Origin of the sequence: Sphingomonas trueperi (assembly GCF_040545965.1) — a bacterium.
GTDB lineage: Bacteria > Pseudomonadota > Alphaproteobacteria > Sphingomonadales > Sphingomonadaceae > Sphingomonas > Sphingomonas trueperi_C.
Map to the genome: position 1 here is coordinate 347,943 of NZ_JBEPMV010000004.1, position 15,607 is coordinate 363,549.

Annotated in this window: 14 protein-coding genes; 6 read left to right on the plus strand and 8 right to left on the minus strand. The window is 68.3% G+C overall.

The window, feature by feature from the left end:
• Window positions 1-13 precede the first annotated feature (13 nt).
• Window positions 14-691, minus strand: a complete 678-nt coding sequence (locus ABIC35_RS13150; protein ID WP_121072468.1) for a c-type cytochrome — start codon at window positions 689-691, stop codon at window positions 14-16.
• Between the two features lie 102 nt (window positions 692-793).
• Here ABIC35_RS13150 and ABIC35_RS13155 point away from each other — a divergent pair, with 102 nt between their 5' ends.
• Window positions 794-1,684 (plus strand): prephenate dehydratase, encoded by an 891-nt coding sequence (locus tag ABIC35_RS13155; protein ID WP_121072470.1) that lies wholly within the window; start codon window positions 794-796, stop codon window positions 1,682-1,684.
• A gap of 51 nt (window positions 1,685-1,735) precedes the next feature.
• On the opposite strand, the gene nudC is transcribed toward ABIC35_RS13155, so the two are convergent.
• The 3 genes from nudC to ABIC35_RS13170 are packed head-to-tail and all read right to left on the minus strand — an operon-like array spanning window position 1,736 to window position 4,913.
• Window positions 1,736-2,605 (minus strand): NAD(+) diphosphatase, encoded by an 870-nt coding sequence (nudC, locus tag ABIC35_RS13160; RefSeq protein ID WP_121072472.1) that lies wholly within the window; start codon window positions 2,603-2,605, stop codon window positions 1,736-1,738.
• The gene (locus ABIC35_RS13165) at window positions 2,602-3,873 is read right to left on the minus strand and encodes a serine hydrolase domain-containing protein (protein ID WP_121072474.1); all 1,272 of its coding nucleotides are present in this window, start codon (window positions 3,871-3,873) and stop codon (window positions 2,602-2,604) included. The genes nudC and ABIC35_RS13165 overlap by 4 nt, the downstream gene beginning before the upstream one ends.
• Entirely contained in the window at window positions 3,870-4,913 is a 1,044-nt protein-coding gene (locus ABIC35_RS13170) for an A/G-specific adenine glycosylase (protein ID WP_121072476.1), read from the minus strand. Before ABIC35_RS13170 ends, ABIC35_RS13165 begins: the two co-directional genes overlap by 4 nt.
• A gap of 28 nt (window positions 4,914-4,941) precedes the next feature.
• On the opposite strand from ABIC35_RS13170, the gene ABIC35_RS13175 reads away from it, so the two are divergent.
• The 5 genes from ABIC35_RS13175 (at window position 4,942) to ABIC35_RS13195 (ending at window position 11,031) form a co-directional block, all read left to right on the plus strand.
• Entirely contained in the window at window positions 4,942-5,478 is a 537-nt protein-coding gene (locus ABIC35_RS13175; RefSeq protein WP_121072478.1) for a DUF721 domain-containing protein, read from the plus strand.
• A gap of 1 nt (window position 5,479) precedes the next feature.
• Window positions 5,480-6,175, plus strand: a complete 696-nt coding sequence (locus ABIC35_RS13180) for a DsbA family protein (RefSeq protein WP_121072480.1) — start codon at window positions 5,480-5,482, stop codon at window positions 6,173-6,175.
• 24 nt (window positions 6,176-6,199) lie between these two features.
• Complete coding sequence (locus ABIC35_RS13185) at window positions 6,200-6,967, plus strand: thioredoxin domain-containing protein (protein ID WP_121072482.1); 768 nt, start codon at window positions 6,200-6,202, stop codon at window positions 6,965-6,967.
• Window positions 6,968-6,980: 13 nt separating this feature from the next.
• Window positions 6,981-10,388 carry a chromosome segregation protein SMC gene (smc, locus tag ABIC35_RS13190; protein ID WP_121072484.1) on the plus strand — a complete coding sequence of 1,136 codons (3,408 nt, stop codon included), beginning with the start codon at window positions 6,981-6,983 and terminating at the stop codon, window positions 10,386-10,388.
• Between the two features lie 172 nt (window positions 10,389-10,560).
• Complete coding sequence (locus ABIC35_RS13195; RefSeq protein WP_436286783.1) at window positions 10,561-11,031, plus strand: DUF3885 domain-containing protein; 471 nt, start codon at window positions 10,561-10,563, stop codon at window positions 11,029-11,031.
• A gap of 53 nt (window positions 11,032-11,084) precedes the next feature.
• On the opposite strand, the gene ABIC35_RS13200 is transcribed toward ABIC35_RS13195, so the two are convergent.
• The 4 genes from ABIC35_RS13200 to truB form a co-directional block, all read right to left on the minus strand.
• Window positions 11,085-11,522, minus strand: coding sequence for a hemerythrin domain-containing protein (locus ABIC35_RS13200; RefSeq protein WP_121072488.1), 438 nt, complete (start codon window positions 11,520-11,522; stop codon window positions 11,085-11,087).
• 160 nt (window positions 11,523-11,682) lie between these two features.
• Complete coding sequence (gene pnp, locus ABIC35_RS13205; protein WP_121072490.1) at window positions 11,683-14,034, minus strand: polyribonucleotide nucleotidyltransferase; 2,352 nt, start codon at window positions 14,032-14,034, stop codon at window positions 11,683-11,685.
• A 182-nt stretch (window positions 14,035-14,216) separates the two neighbouring features.
• Window positions 14,217-14,486: a 30S ribosomal protein S15 gene (gene rpsO / locus ABIC35_RS13210; protein ID WP_010544825.1), complete on the minus strand. Its 270-nt coding sequence runs from the start codon at window positions 14,484-14,486 to the stop codon at window positions 14,217-14,219.
• A 23-nt stretch (window positions 14,487-14,509) separates the two neighbouring features.
• On the minus strand, window positions 14,510-15,403 hold the full coding sequence (truB, locus tag ABIC35_RS13215; RefSeq protein WP_121078993.1) for a tRNA pseudouridine(55) synthase TruB: 894 nt from the start codon (window positions 15,401-15,403) through the stop codon (window positions 14,510-14,512).
• Between the last annotated feature and the right edge of the window lie 204 nt (window positions 15,404-15,607).

Genomic DNA, 15,607 nt, shown 5'->3' on the forward strand with positions numbered 1-15,607 from the left:
GGCGGGACGCCGCTTACTTCTTCTTCTCGGCCTGCACCGCAGCCTGCGGATCCTTGGACGGAGCCCCTTCGGCCGGCGTGGCCTGCTGGACGTTCACCGACACGTCGGCGCCTTCCGCGGCGCTGTTGCTCTGCACCCCGGCATTATCCGGCTCGGAGCCCGCGGCGGGCGCCGCCGGCAGCGGCAGGTTGGAGCCCTGCTTGTTCAGGTAGAGGATCACGTCGGCGCGCAGCTGCGGGTCCGAGATGCCCGCGAAGGTCATCTTGGTGCCCGGCGCGAACTTGCGCGGGTTGGTGAGCCAGGCGTCCATCTTGTCGAGGTCCCAGCTCCCGCCGACGCCCTTCAGCGCGTCCGAGAAGGCGAAGCCGCCCTTGCCCTGGCCGATCGGCTCGCCCAGCGTGGCATAGAGGTTCGGGCCGATGCCGTTGGCGCCGCCCTGGGTGATGGTGTGGCACGAGGCGCACTGCTTGAAGCCACTCTCGCCCTTGGCGACGTCGCCCTTGGCGAGGCGCACCGGCAGCGGCTCGGCCGCCGCGGCGCCACCGGCGGCATCTTCTACCGCCTCGACGACATAGCCGGGGCGTTCAGGCTTTTCGGAATGGAAATACTTCGCGCTTGCGATCGAAAGTCCCAGGGCGGCGATACCACCCGCCAGCGCCCAACCTGCGATCGTATTGAAGCGATCTTGCATTCATCCGCTCCCACCTGTGCTTTGGTTCATCTTTAGAGCGCGCTCGCCTACGAAGGCAAGCGGACTTGCGGCGGAGTTCTACGGAGGCTAGCGCCGCGGCCCATGGAGAATTTCGCCGCGCCCGCCCGCCCGATCGTCGCCCGCATGCTCGCCGAGGCCGATGCGGCGCCGGCGCGCGCGGTGGCGTTCCAGGGCGCGCCGGGTGCCAACTCGCACGTCGCGGTGCGAGAGGCCTTTCCCGACGCGCTGCCGCTGCCCTGCTTCTCGTTCGACGATGCGATCGATGCGGTGAAGGAAGGCCGCGCCGACCGGGCGATGATCCCGATCGAGAATTCGCTCCACGGTCGCGTGGCAGACATCCACTTCCTGCTGCCCGAATCCGGCCTGTCGATCATCGGCGAGCATTTCCTCGCCATCCGCCACACGCTGATGGGCACGGGCCCCATCGAGGGCGTGCGCGAGGCGATGAGCCATCCGCAAGCGCTCGGCCAGTGCCGACACTGGCTGAGGGCGCACGGCATCGCCCAGGTCGCCTATCCCGATACCGCGGGCGCTGCGGCGATGGTTGCCGAGCTCGGCAATCCCAAAATGGCGGCGCTGGCGCCTGCGCACGCCGCGGAGCTATATGGCCTGCAGGTGCTGGCCAGCGACATCGCCGACGCCGCGCACAACATGACGCGCTTCGTGGTGCTGTCGCGCAATGCGCCGGGAGTCACCGGCGAAGGCCCGTTCATGACCTCGCTGATCTTCGAGGTGAAGAACATCCCCGCGGCGCTCTACAAGGCGCTGGGCGGCTTCGCGACCAACGGCATCAACATGACCAAGCTGGAGAGCTATCAGCGCGAGGCCAGCTTCTCGGCGACCGAATTCTACGCCGATATCGTCGGCAGTCCCGAAGACGCGGGCGTGGTCCGCGCGCTGGAGGAACTGGTGTTCCACTCCAAGTGGGTGCGACTGCTGGGAACCTATCCGCAGGCGCGACCGCGGCCATAAGATAGAGGAAAAGCCGTATTCTCCCCCGCCCGGGGGAGGATACGGCTTGACCTACTCTCCCTCCGCCCAGGCCTTCAACAACGTATAGGCGATCGCATAACCGGGCGGCGCGAGGAACGGCGCCTCTGGATCCCGCGCCAGTGCCTGCCGCACCTGCGCACGATCGAACCAGCCGGCATGTTCCAGCTCGTGCGCGTCGATCGCGATCTCCTCGTCGAGCGCTTCGCCGATGCACGCGATCATCAGCTGCGACGGGAACGGCCAGGGCTGGCTGGCGACATAGCGGACCTTGCCGACATGCACCCCCGCTTCCTCCAGCGTCTCGCGTCGCACCGCATCCTCGATGCTTTCGCCCACCTCGAGGAACCCGGCCAGCGCCGAATAGCGCCCCGGCGGCCAGCTCGGCTGGCGGCCCAGCAGCACCCGGTCGCCATGCTCGGCAAGCATGATCACGACGGGATCGACGCGCGGATAATGTTCGGTGCCGCAGTTTGGGCACAGCCGGCCCCAGCCCGCACGGAAAATGTCGCTCGGCGTGCCGCAGCGCGAACAGAAGCCGTTGCGGGCGTGCCAATCGATCAGGCTGCGCGCCGCGGCGTAGTTGGCGGCATCCTCGGGCCGGAAGGCGTCGAGGATCGCCGACAGCTCGGGCGGCCGGCCCGGCGGCAGCGGCGTGCCGGGTGCCAGCGTCTGCACGAAGCGCGGTTCGCCGTCGATGAAGCCGAGGAACAGCAGCGGCTGGGTCGCGGCGTCGAGCCCGGTCCAGACCAGCCGCCCCTCGCCGTCCAGCGCCGGCACCAACCCGTCCATCACCAGCAGCCGCGCGCGCGGATCGGCGAGCGCCGCCGCCAGCAGCTCGGGCTCGTGGCGGACGCGATCGTCGCGGTCGAGCGTGCCGCCCGTGAAGCCGGGGGCGATCACTTGGCGAGATCGGCGTAGACGGCGGTACGCATCGGTACCTTCAGACCGAGTTCGGCAAGCAGGATGTTGACCATCATCGTCGCGCGGACCTGGTTCTTGGGGTCCACCCAGGCGAAGGTTCCGGCAGCACCCGACCAGCCATAGGTGCCCTTGCCCGCGCCGCCCGGCTGGTCGGCGAGGAACACCGATCCGCCCGCGCCGAAGCCCATCGGCACCCCGGTGTCGCGCGCCATCACCGCTAGGTTGGTCTTGTCGACGCCCGCCGGCAGCAGGTCGGACATGGCGAGCGCCGCCGTCTCGGGCTTGAGTATCCGCACCCCGTCCAGTTCGCCGCCATTCTGCAGCATGTGGAGGAAGCGATCATAGTCGCGCGCCGACATCGCCAGCCCCGCGCCGCCATAGGGGAAGCTCGGCTTCTTGAGATAGACCGAGGTCGCGCCCGGATCGATCGGCAAGCGGTTGCCGCCCGCGATCGCATACTCGGTGGCGAGACGCCCCGCCTCGCCCGCCGGCACCGTCCAGTAGCTGGACGTCATCTTGAGCGGCGCAAGGATGCGCGTGTTGACGAAGCTGTCGAACGGCATCCCGCTCGCCACCTCGATCACCCGGCCGAGCACGTCGAGCCCGATCGAATAGCTGAACTTGGCGCCGGGCTCGGCGATCAGCGGCAGCGTCGCGGTGCGGTTGGCGAATTCCTCGAGAGTCGCCGGACGCACCGGCCGCGCGGTCGCCTCGAACGAGTCGCTCACCTGCGCCGGGTTGATGCCGAGGCGGTTATATTCGTTGAGCAGCGGCCCCTTGGTGATGATGTTGTAGCCGAGGCCCGCGGTGTGGGTGAGCAGGTTGCGCACCGTGATCGGCTTGGTCGCCGGGCGGCTGGTCAGGTCCTTGTTCGGATCGACCAGCACCTTCATGTCCTTGAACGCCGGGATGAAGTCGCTGATCGGCTGGTCGAGCTTGAGCTTGCCTTCCTCGATCAGGATCATCGCGGCGATGCCGGTGATCGGCTTGGTCATCGAATAGACCCGCCACAGCGTGTCGCCATTGACCTTGGGCGCGGTCGGCTCGTCGGACATGCGGCCTTCCGCCACGATCGTCACGGGCGCCTGGCCCTTGGCATAGGCGATGACGATCCCGGGCACCTTGCCCGAGGCGACGGTCTGGCGCGCGAAGCTCTGGACCTGGCTGGGGGCCGTCTGGGCCTGCACCACAGGCGCCTGGAGCAATAGTGCCGCCCCGAAAAGTCCGAATACGCGCTTGGCCGTCATCGCAGTCTCCGTATCGCTTTGGCCGCCTTGGCGAAGACGGTGGGCAGACCCGCCGACTCGATGTCGGCAATCGGCCACCATTCGCCGGGGGGTGCGCTTGCATGGCGAGGGATTGTTGCAGTCGCAAGCGCCACCTCGAGGTCGAAATGGGTGAAACCGTGGCGGACGGTTTCGTTCAACATTCGCCAATGGGTGGCGGCCGGCGCGTCGACCACGCCCGGCGGCGACTCGCCCCAGGGCCCGGTGGGCAGCGCCCGCATGCCGCCGAGCAGGCCCTTGTCGGGTCTCCGGACGAGCAGCACCGCATCGTCGCGCTCCAGCCAGAACATCGTGCCGTGGCGCTGCGGCTTGGGGGCCTTCTTGGCCTTGACCGGATAGGCCTCGGGATTGCCTTCCGCCCGCGCCGCGCAACCGAAGGCGATCGGGCAGAGCAGGCATTTCGGCGCGCGGACGGTGCAGATGCCGCTGCCGAGGTCCATCATCGCCTGGGCGAAATCGCCGGCGCGGGCATCGGGCGTGATCGTGTCGGTCAGCCGCCGGATCGTCGGGCGCGAGCCTGGCAGCAGATCGGCCAGCGCGAACAGCCGCGTCACCACCCGCTCGACATTGGCGTCTACGACCACTGCCCGCCGCCCGAACGCAATCGCGGCGATGGCCGCCGCGGTATAATCGCCGATGCCGGGCAGCGCGCGCAGACCCATCTCGGTGTCGGGCAGCGGGCCGAGCCGCGCAACTTCGCGGGCGCAGGCGAGCATGTTGCGGGCCCGGGCATAATAGCCGAGCCCTGCCCAGGCAGCCATCACATCGGCGTCCTCCGCCGCCGCCATCGCCTCGAAGCTGGGCCAGCGGCTGGTGAATTTCTCGAAATAGGGGATCACCGTGGCGACCTGCGTCTGCTGCAGCATCACCTCGGACAGCCACACCCGGTACGGGTCGGCGGCGTCAGCGCCGGGTGGCGCGCGCCAGGCCAGGCGGCGGGCATTGGCGTCGTACCAGGCGAGCAGGGCGGGGGCGATCGATTCAGGAGCGTTGTCGGGCACGCCCCGCCTATGGCATGGGGGACCCGCAATGACGAAGCCCCCGCGTACCACCACCCGCCAGCCGCGCCTCGAGCCGCAGCGCTCGAACCGCGTCCGTGCGGTGTCCGAGCTGCTGCCGGACGTAGGCGGCGCCGCATTCCGGAAGTTCGGCTTCGTCCAGTCCGCCGTGGTCAGCCGCTGGAGCGAGATCGTCGGCGAGCGCTATGCCCGCGTCTCCGCCCCCGAATCGATTCGCTTCCCGCGCGGCAAGCGCGAGGAAGGCGTGCTGGCGCTCACCGTATCGGGTGCCTTCGCGCCGATGATGCAGCATATCGCGCCCGAGATCATCGAGCGGGTCAATCGCTTCTTCGGCTATCCCGCCGTCGCCAAGCTGGCGATCCGCCACGGCGACCTGCGCGCACCTAAGGCCAAGCCTGCGCCGCCGCCCAGCCTCAAGCCGATCCCGGAGGCAATGGGCGACAGCCTGCGCGGCATCGCCGATCCGGAACTGCGCGCGGTGCTCGAATCGCTTGCCGCGGGCGTTGCGGCGCAGGACGAAACCCCGGTGTTCGGCCGGATCGATTGAGATGATGCAGCGACTCCTCACCCTGATGCTCGCCCTGGTGCCGCTCTTCGCACTCGGCGCCGCCCCTGCCCCGCAGGCCAATTGGCTCACCACCGTGGTGGCGACACCCGAGGGCGGCTATCGCCAGGGCAACCCCAACGCGCCCGTAAAGCTGGTCGAATATGGCTCGCGCACCTGCCCAACCTGCGGCCGCTTCGCGAACGATGGGATGAAGCCGCTGCGCGACCAGTATGTCGCCACCGGCAAGGTCAGCTACGAGTATCGCGACTATCTGGTGCACGGCGCGCCCGACCTCGCGCTGGCGCTGCTCAACCAGTGCGTCGGCACCCAGCGCTTCTTCCCGGTGCTCGACGCGATCTACGCCCACCAGCCCCAGTTCGAAGAAAAGCTGATCGCGCTGGAAAAGACGCCCGCCACGCTGGAGGCTTGGCAGAAGCTGCCCCCGCCGCAGATGGCGACGCGCTTTGCCGAGAATATGGGCATGATCGCCTTCCTCAAGACCCAAGGCCTGCTGGAGGCCAAGGCGCGCCAGTGCCTCGCCGATACCAAGGCGATCGCCCGCATCGCCAAGACCCAGGCGGACGGCGCGAACCTCTACAAGGTGGACGGCACGCCGAGCTTCTTCGTCAACGGCCGGCGGGTGCGCGCCTTCACCTGGCCCTATCTCGAGCCCGAACTGCGCGCCGCCGGCGCCTGACCCTTTCGTAACCCGGAGACTTCCATGCGTTTCGCCCTCGCGCTTCTTCCCATCCTGGCGCTCGCCGCCTGCAACGGCGGCAACAAGGCCGGCGGCACCGGCGGCAACAGTAGCGCGCCGGTCCAGGCCTCGGCCCCCGTTGCCGGCGCGGCGGCCCCGGCCGGCAAGCAGTGGACCGACGTCGTCGAGAAGACCAAGGACAACGGCTTCCGCCAGGGCAATCCCAACGCGCCGATCAAGCTGGTCGAATACGGCTCGCGCATGTGCCCGTTCTGCGCCCAGTTCGGCACCACCGGCGTCGGCCCGCTGCGCGAAAAGTACATCGCGACCGGCAAGGTGAGCTATGAATATCGCGACTTCCTGATCCACGGCGCCCCCGACCTCGCGCTCGCATTGCTCAACCAGTGCGTGCCTTCGGACGCCTTCTTCCCGACGCTGGACCAGATCTATGCCGGCCAGGAAGAGTTCGAGAAGAAGATCATGGCGCTCCAGCAAACCAACCCGCAGGTGCTCGACCAGATCCAGCAGATGCCGCCGCCCCAGGCCGCGGCCGGCTTCGCCCAGGCGCTGGGCATGGTCGACTTCATGAAGCAGCGCGGCCTGCCCGAGGCCCAGGCCAAGGCGTGCCTCGCCGACCAGAAGCAGATCGAGACGATCGCCAAGGTCAATGCCGACGGCGCCAACGTCTATGGCGTGAACTCCACCCCGACCTTCTTCATCAACGGCCAGAAGACCGAGGTGAACGACTGGGCCGGCCTGGAGCCGCTGCTCCAGAAGGCCGGCGCACGCTGATCGACGACACCTCATGCAGATAAAGCGGCTGCGGCTGACAGGCTTCAAGAGCTTCGTCGACCCGGCCGATCTGCGGATCGAACCGGGGCTGACGGGAATCGTCGGCCCCAATGGCTGCGGCAAGTCCAACCTGCTCGAAGCGCTGCGCTGGGTGATGGGCGAGACCAGCGCCAAGTCGATGCGCGGCGCCGGCATGGAAGACGTGATCTTCGCCGGCACCGCGACGCGGCCGCAGCGCGACTTCGCCGAAGTGGCGGTGGTCGCGGACCTGCCCGAACAGCAGGACGAGCTGGAGATCATCCGCCGCATCGAGCGCGGCGCCGGATCCGCCTATCGCATCAACGGCCGCGACGTGCGCGCCAAGGACGTGGCGCTCGCATTCGCAGACGCCGCGACCGGCGCGCACTCGCCCGCGCTGGTCAGCCAGGGGCGGATCGGCGCGATCATCGCCGCCAAGCCCGGCGAGCGCCGTGCGATGCTGGAGGAAGCGGCCGGGATCGCCGGCCTCCATGTCCGCCGTCGCGATGCCGAGCAGAAGCTGCGCGCAACCGAGACCAACCTCACTCGCCTCGACGAGCTGATCGGCGAGCAGGAGCAGCGCGCCGCCGCGCTCAAGCGCCAGGCGCGGCAGGCCGAACGCTATCGCGAGCTTTCCGACCGCATTCGCATTGCCGAGGCGCGGATGATCTTCGCGCGCTGGCGCGACGCGGCGCTGGCCGCCGATATCGCGCGCAAGGAGGCCGCCGAGGCCGAGTCGCTGGTTGCCGAGCGCACCGCAGCGCAGGCCGAGGCGGAAGCCGCGCAGATGGCGGCGGCCGAGGCGGTCGGCACGCTGCGCGCCGAGTCGCTCCGGCTGCGCGATGCCGCCAGCGACGCGCAGCACCGGCTCCAGACGCTGCGCAGCGCCCGCCACGGCGTCGAGCGGCGGATCGCCGAACTGGCCGAGGCGAGCCGTCGTCTGGAGACCGACCGTGCGCGCGAAGCCTCGCTCGCGCGCGACGCCGCCGAGGCAATCGCGCGGCTGACCGCCGAGCAGGCGACGCTGGAGGCACGTATCGCCGAGACCGCCGCGCGCGTGCCGCTGCTCGAGGCGGCGCTCGCCGATACCGAACGCGCCGCCCGCGATGCCGAAGTCGCGCTCTCGCAGGCACTGGCCCAGCAGGCGGCCGAAGCGGCGGAAGTGCGCGTCGCCGACGCCGCGCTGTCCGCTGCGCGCGGCCGGGTGGAACGCAGCCAGCGCGATCAGGCCCGGATCGAGGCCGAGGCCCGCGCGCTCGGCGATGCCGCACCGCTCCTCGCCGAGCGCCAGCGGGCGAGCGAGGCGCGCACGGAAGCGCAGCGCCAGGCCGACTCCGCCCGCGACGCCCTTGCCCGTGCCGATGCCGAGGAGCGCGCCGCGATCGAGGCGCGCAACGGCGCCCAGGCGGCACGCGCAGCCGCGCATGCCGAACTCGCCCAGATCGACAGCGAGGCGACCGCGCTTGCCAAGGCGACCAAGCCCTCGGGCAAGGAGCGTCTGCTTGATCGGGTGACCGTCGCCGCCGGTTACGAGCGCGCGCTCGCCGCCGCCCTGGGCGACGATCTCGAAGCCGGGCTCGACGCGAGCGCCGAGCGCCATTGGGGCGGCGCGGACGCACTGCCGACCGATCCCGCACCGCCGCCGGGCACGACCCGGCTGGCCGAGCATGTCACCGCGCCACCCGAACTCGCCCGGCGGCTGGCGCAGGTGCTGGTGTGCGAGGCGGATGGGGGCCAGCCGCTTGCGGTCGGCCAGCGGCTGGTGACGCTGCAGGGCATGCTGCGCCGCTGGGACGGCTATCGCGCCCGCTCGGGCGGCGCGGCGGCGGCCGAGCGGCTGGAGCGGGTCAACCGGCTCGCCGCGCTGGAGAAGGCGCGACCGGCGGCACAGGCGGCGCTGGAAGCGGCGGCGGCCGAACTCAGCCGCATCGAGGTCAGCATCGCCGAGGCCCGCCGCAGCGCCGCCGAGAACCGCAAGCGGCTCGACCAGGCCGATCTCGCCGCGCGCGAGGCGACCCGTGCCGAGGATCGCGCCGCCAACCAGATCGAAAGGCTGGAGACGCAGCGCGCCGATCTCGAAACCCGCCGCGCCCGCATCGCCGCCGAAGCGGAGGAAGCCGCCGGCGAGTTCGCCCGCGCCGAGGCAACCAAGGCTGCGCTGCCGGACGGGACCGAAACCCGCGCCAAGGTTGCCGCCCTCTCCCGCGAGGCCGACCATGCCCGCGCCGCGGTGGCCAGCGCCCGCGCCGAACGCGCCAGCCTCGACCGCGATCTCGCCCAGGTCCGCGAGCGGCTCGCCGGCGCCGGCGCCGAGGCGAAGAGCTGGTCGGCCCGCGCCGCCGATGCCACGCGCCGCTCCGCCGAGATGGACGAGCGCGCCGCCACGCTGGCGCAGGAGCGCGAGGCGATCGCCGCCCGCCCCGCGCAGATCGCCGCGCAGCTCGCCGATGCCGAGGCCGCGGATGCGTGGATGCAGCAGGAATCCGCCGCCGCCCAGGTCGCTGAGCGCGAGGCCGACGCCCGGCTACGCACGACCGAGGCGACGCTGCGCAAGGCAAGCGAGTCGCTCTCCGAAGCTCGCGAGCGCCGTGCCGGCGCCGCCGCCCGCGCCGAGAACCAGGACGTGCGCCGGGTGGAGATGGGCCGCCTGTCGGGCGAACGCTTCGAATGTCCGCCGCCCTTGCTCCCGGCGCGGCTGCACTTCGAGGCCGACAGTGTGCGCAGCCCGCAGGACGAATCCGCCGCGATGGAAAAGCTGACCACCGATCGCGAGCGGCTGGGCCCGGTCAATCTCGTCGCCGAGACCGAGCTGGCCGAAATCGAGGCCGCGTTCGGCACCAACGCGAAGGAGCGCGACGAACTGCTCCAGGCGGTCAACCGGCTGCGCGGCTCGATCGGCACGCTCAACCGCGAGGGGCGGCAGCGGCTGCTCGCCGCGTTCGAGGCGGTCGACCAGCATTTCCGGCGGCTGTTCACCACGCTGTTCAACGGCGGCCAGGCGCATCTCGCGCTGATCGATTCGGACGATCCGCTGGAGGCGGGGCTGGAGATCCTGGCGCAGCCGCCGGGCAAGAAGCTCCAATCGCTCACTTTGCTCTCGGGCGGCGAGCAGGCGCTGACCGCGGTCGCGCTGATCTTCGCGCTGTTCCTCACCAAGCCCTCGCCGATCTGCGTGCTCGACGAAGTCGACGCGCCGCTCGACGACGCCAATGTCGACCGCTTCTGCGACCTGCTGGAAGCGATGACCCGCGAAACCGCAACGCGCTATCTGATCGTCACCCACAATGCCGCGACGATGGCGCGAATGCACCGGCTGTTCGGGGTCACGATGGTCGAACGCGGGGTCAGCCGGCTGGTGTCGGTCGACCTCGGCGGGGCGACGAGCTTGTTGGCGGCGGAGTAGGGGGCCGCCCTTCGACAGCCGATTGCGCTCACCTCGACTGTCGACATGGCAAATTTTGGTGGAAAGCGGACGTTCATTGTAGGTAGCAGCGATGACCGGAGACAGCGCCACTGCCGAACAGTTTCGACGCGATTGGGCGCGGTATCATCCGACATGCCTGCCGCTGGGATGGATGCTCCGTAGCTGCGCGAGAGCGCCCTGGGTCCGGTTTCACGCTCTCCCGGGTTCGGAGAGATACGGAGAGGATGAAGCCGAGCGAAGCATCATCCTCTCGCGAGCAAATGCGTTGGCCGACTGGTTGCTCGGGGAGAACGAGTGGTGTTGGGTGATTGAGGGCGACACCGATGATCCGGTCACTGCGGGCGAGGAAGCGCTCTTGGGCCGAGAAACCGATGATCCCGACGATCCCGTCTGGAGTTTTTACGTCCGCCACGAACGTTGGCGCTCGGGATCGAGCAACGCAAAGCTGCTGTCGATTGCCGACGATGAGCCTCGGCGTGCGGTTTGGATGAGGTGCGACAACGGTGCGGTGTTCGCGCCTTATGACGGCGGCTTCGACCTGTTTCCGCAATCGTGGGAAGGCGTTCGCCAGTTGAAGGCGGCATGGCCTAACTGGCTTTCCGATCATCCCGCGGGGCTGTGAGGTTCGCCCTGAAACGTCCGCAATTGGGCGGTTGCAAACTAACCGCCCGCCTCTCAATGCCGCGTCTGAAAGCTCGGCTCGCCCTGCAGCGCGGCGGCGACCAACAGGCTCTCCTCCAGCTTCACGCGGTCGCGCAGGCGCGGCAGCATCGCGCGGCTGGCGGCGGCGAAGCCCTGGCGGTCGGCGGCGATCTGCTCGGGGGTCCAGAACAGCAGATATTCCTGCCAGTTGGCCTTGAGCCGCTCGAAATCCTCGCGGACCTGGTCGACCTTGGTGCGCGAGATGCCCGGCTGGGCCGACATCGTGAGCGTGTAGATGGTGGTGTCCTCGCGGGCGAGGTGCTCGGCGACGCAGTGGAGCAGGTGATCGAGCGCGGTGGAAAGCTCGACCGGAGTCGCGTCGCTTTCGAGGAGGCCGGACAGGCGCCGCGCAAGAATATCGATCATCTCGTGATCGTGTCGCAATTCCGCGATCGTCGTCGTTGCCATCATCGGTCGGTCCTCACCCCTAAACGTCGTCTGCTCCGCTCCAATCCCCCAAGCCATTGCATAGCGCTGTTTAACGCAAAGTGGAACGACGGAATGGGTTAATGAAAAAAGGGGCCCGGCAGCGCCGGACCCCTTCTTCATTTCTTGGGCGAAACGCGTGCGATCAGTCGCGATCGCCGGTCAGGAACGCAGGCAGGCCGATGTCGCCGCCGTCGTCCTTGCCGCCTTCGCTGCGCTCGCCGCGCGGCTTGTCGCCACGGTCGCGGCGGGGGCCACGCTCGCCGCGCTCGCCACCGCGCTCGCCGCCACGGCCGCCCTCGCGACGGCGGTCGCCGCCACGATCGCCACGGTCGCCGCGATCCCCACGGTCACCGCGCGGCTCGCGCGGTTCGCGGGCCGGACGCGAGTCTTCCAGCTCGGCACCGGTTTCCTGGTCGACGACGCGCATCGACAGGCGGACCTTGCCGCGCGGATCGATCTCGAGGACCTTGACCTTGACTTCCTGGCCTTCGCTCAGGACGTCCGAGACCTTCTCGACACGCTCGTTCTTGATCTCCGAGACGTGGACGAGACCGTCCTTGCCGCCCATGAAGTTCACGAACGCACCGAAATCGACCAGGTTGACGACCTTGCCGTTGTAGATCTTGCCGACTTCGGCTTCCTCGACCAGGCCCTTGATCCACTTGATCGCGGCTTCGATCTGCGCCGGATCCGACGAACTGACCTTGGTCACGCCCTCGTCGTCGATGTCGACCTTGGCGCCGGTGGTGGCGACGATCTCGCGGATCACCTTGCCGCCGGTGCCGATCACTTCACGGATCTTCGACTTGTCGATGGTGAAGGTCTCGATGCGCGGCGCGTGTGCCGACAGCTCCGAGCGGACTTCGCCCAGCGCCTTGTTCATCTCGCCCAGGATGTGCGCGCGACCGGCCTTCGCCTGGTTGAGCGCCGCCTCGAAGATCTCCTTGGTGATGCCGGCGATCTTGATGTCCATCTGCATCGTGGTGATGCCCTCGGACGTGCCGGCGACCTTGAAGTCCATGTCGCCCAGGTGATCTTCGTCCCCCAGGATGTCGGACAGGATCGCGTAATCCTTGCCCTCGAGGATCAGGCCCATGGCGATGCCCGAGACCGGACGCTTGATCGGCACGCCGGCGTCCATCATCGCGAGGCTGCCGCCGCACACCGACGCCATCGACGACGAGCCGTTCGACTCGGTGATGTCGCTGGTCAGGCGGATCGTGTAGGGGAAGTCTTCTTTGGCGGGCAGCACCGGGTGCAGCGCGCGCCATGCCAGCTTGCCATGGCCGACTTCGCGACGGCCCGGCGCGCCGAAGCGGCCCACTTCGCCGACCGAATAGGGCGGGAAGTTATAGTGCAGCATGAAGTTCTGGTAGCTGAGGCCGTTCAGGCCATCGATCATCTGCTCGGCATCCTTGGTGCCGAGGGTGCAGGTGGCGATGGTCTGGGTCTCGCCGCGGGTGAACAGCGCCGAGCCGTGCGCACGCGGGAGGAAGTGCGTCTCTGCCTCGATCGGGCGGATCTGCGTGGTGGTGCGGCCGTCGATGCGCTTGCCGTCCTTGAGGATGGCGGTGCGGACGATCTCGGCTTCCAGCTTCTTGGTCAGCTTGATGCCGGCCATGACGTCCTGCGGGCTCAGGCCGTCCTCGGTGAACTGCGCCTTCGCCTTGGCACGCGCCTCGTTGAGCGCGTTCGAGCGGGCCGACTTGTCGGTCAGCTTGTAGGCGGCGGCGATGTCCTTGCCGATGAGCTTCTTCAGCTTGTCCTTGAGCTTCGCATTGTCGTTCGACGACGCGATTTCCCACGGATCCTTGGCGGCCTGCTCGGCGAGCTTGACGATCGCCTTGACGATTTCACGGCAGGCATCGTGCGCGAACAGCACGGCGCCGAGCATGACCTCTTCCGAAAGCTCCTTGGCTTCGGATTCGACCATCATCACCGCGTCATAGGTGGCGGCGACGACGAGATCGAGCTCGCCCTCGGCAACCTGCGCGTCGGTCGGGTTGAGGATGTATTCGCCGTTGATGTAGCCGACGCGCGCCGCGCCGATCGGGCCCATGAAGGGCACGCCCGAGAGCGTGAGCGCTGCCGAGGCGGCGATCATCGAGAGGATGTCGGGCTCGTTCTCGCCGTCATAGCTCAGCACCTGAGCGATGGCGTTGATCTCGTTGTAGAACCCTTCCGGGAACAGCGGGCGGATCGGGCGGTCGATGAGGCGGGAGACGAGCGTCTCCTTCTCGGTGGCGCCGCGCTCGCGCTTGAAGAAGCCACCCGGGATGCGACCGGCGGCCGAGAATTTTTCCTGGTAGTGGACGGTCAGCGGGAAGAAGTCCTGGCCTTCCTTCACGCTCTTCGCGGCGGTGACTGCGCACAGCACCACGGTTTCGCCGAGGGTCGCGATCACCGCGCCGTCGGCCTGACGGGCAACCTTGCCCGTTTCGAGAGTCAGCGTCTTGCCGCCCCACTCGATCGATACAGTCTTCTTGTCGAACATGTTGTTTCCTTCACTCCCCGGTGCCAATCACGCGGGGGGCCTATGCGTGAGCCGTATGTGGCTCGTGGGACCGACCGTATTGCCGGATCCCCCGTTTCGATCCCGGCGCCATTCGCCGGGGATCGCCGATGCAGTATCGCACCGGAATGACAAAAAGGCGACCCGAAGGTCGCCTTTCCGTGTTACTTGCGAAGACCGAGCTTCGCGATGAGATCTGCGTAGCGCGCCTGGTCCTTCTTCTTCAGATAGTCCAGCAGGCTGCGGCGCTTGTTGACCAGCATCAGCAGACCGCGGCGCGAGTGGTTGTCCTTCGCGTGGGTCTTGAAGTGCTCGGTGAGGTTGGCGATGCGCTCCGAGAGGATCGCGACCTGCACTTCGGGGCTGCCGGTGTCACCCTCGTTGCGAGCGTGTTCCTTGACGAGCGCTTCCTTGCGCTCCTGCGTGATCGACATGCATTTTCCTTCGACATCTAAGGCTACAGGTTGAAGCCGCGTACGACCCGGATGCTTCCGGCTTCCGCCTCTACCAGCGCAACCGGGGTATCCCCGAGCAGCGCGAAATACAGGCCATCGTCTTTGGCAATCCCGACCAAGACCCGCCCCTGGCGGAGCAGCCCTGCCTGATCGGGGGTGAGGGATAGAGCCGGGATGTCGTCCAGCCCCGCCCTCAGCGGCAGGCAAATGTCTTCAAGGCGCCGCTCCTTAGCGGCATCCGCCAAAGAGTCCAGCGAAATCGCCTGGTCCAGGGTGAAGGGGCCGGCCTTGATGCGACGGAGATAGGTGACGTGGCCGACGGTGCCAAGGGCGTGGGCGATGTCGCGGGCCAGGCTGCGGATATACGTGCCCTTGGAGACATGGGCGCGAAGGGTGGCGAACTGCGCGCCATCCTCGTTCTGCGAAGATAGATACTGCAGATCGTGGATCGTGATCCGACGAGTCCCCAATGTAACTTCCTGACCCGATCGCGCGAGGTCATAGGCCCGCTCGCCATTGACCTTCAGTGCGGAATAGGCAGGCGGCAGTTGGTCAATCTCGCCTAGAAATTGCCCGAGAACATCCTCGACGTCCGCGCCGTCTACGAACACCTCGGACGTCGCAATCACCTTCCCCTCGGCATCCAGCGTATCCGTCTCCACCCCGAACCGGATGGTGAAGTCATACACCTTGTCGCTGTCGAGCATGCGGCCGGCGAGCTTGGTCGCCTCGCCCAGTGCGATCGGCAGCACCCCGGTCGCCAGCGGATCGAGCGTGCCGCCATGGCCGACCTTCACCTTGGCATAGCCCCCCTCACGCAGCGCGCGCTTCACCGCGCTCACGCCTTGTGTCGAGCCGAGGCCCAGGGGTTTGTCGAGGAGGATCCAGCCGTGCATCGCCGCGCCATAGGTGGCGATCGGCACCCGTGCAAATCACGACATTATTGCAACACCCGGAAGCAAACCGTTCGGGCGTCGCCCGAAACGCTTGCTGCAAATGACGGTTCCGCTACAGGCGCGCGAAAAATCAGCGACATCGACAAGAAGCGATCGCGAAAACGCGCCGGAGAGGACGAGCCAACACTGTACGGGGACTCGACT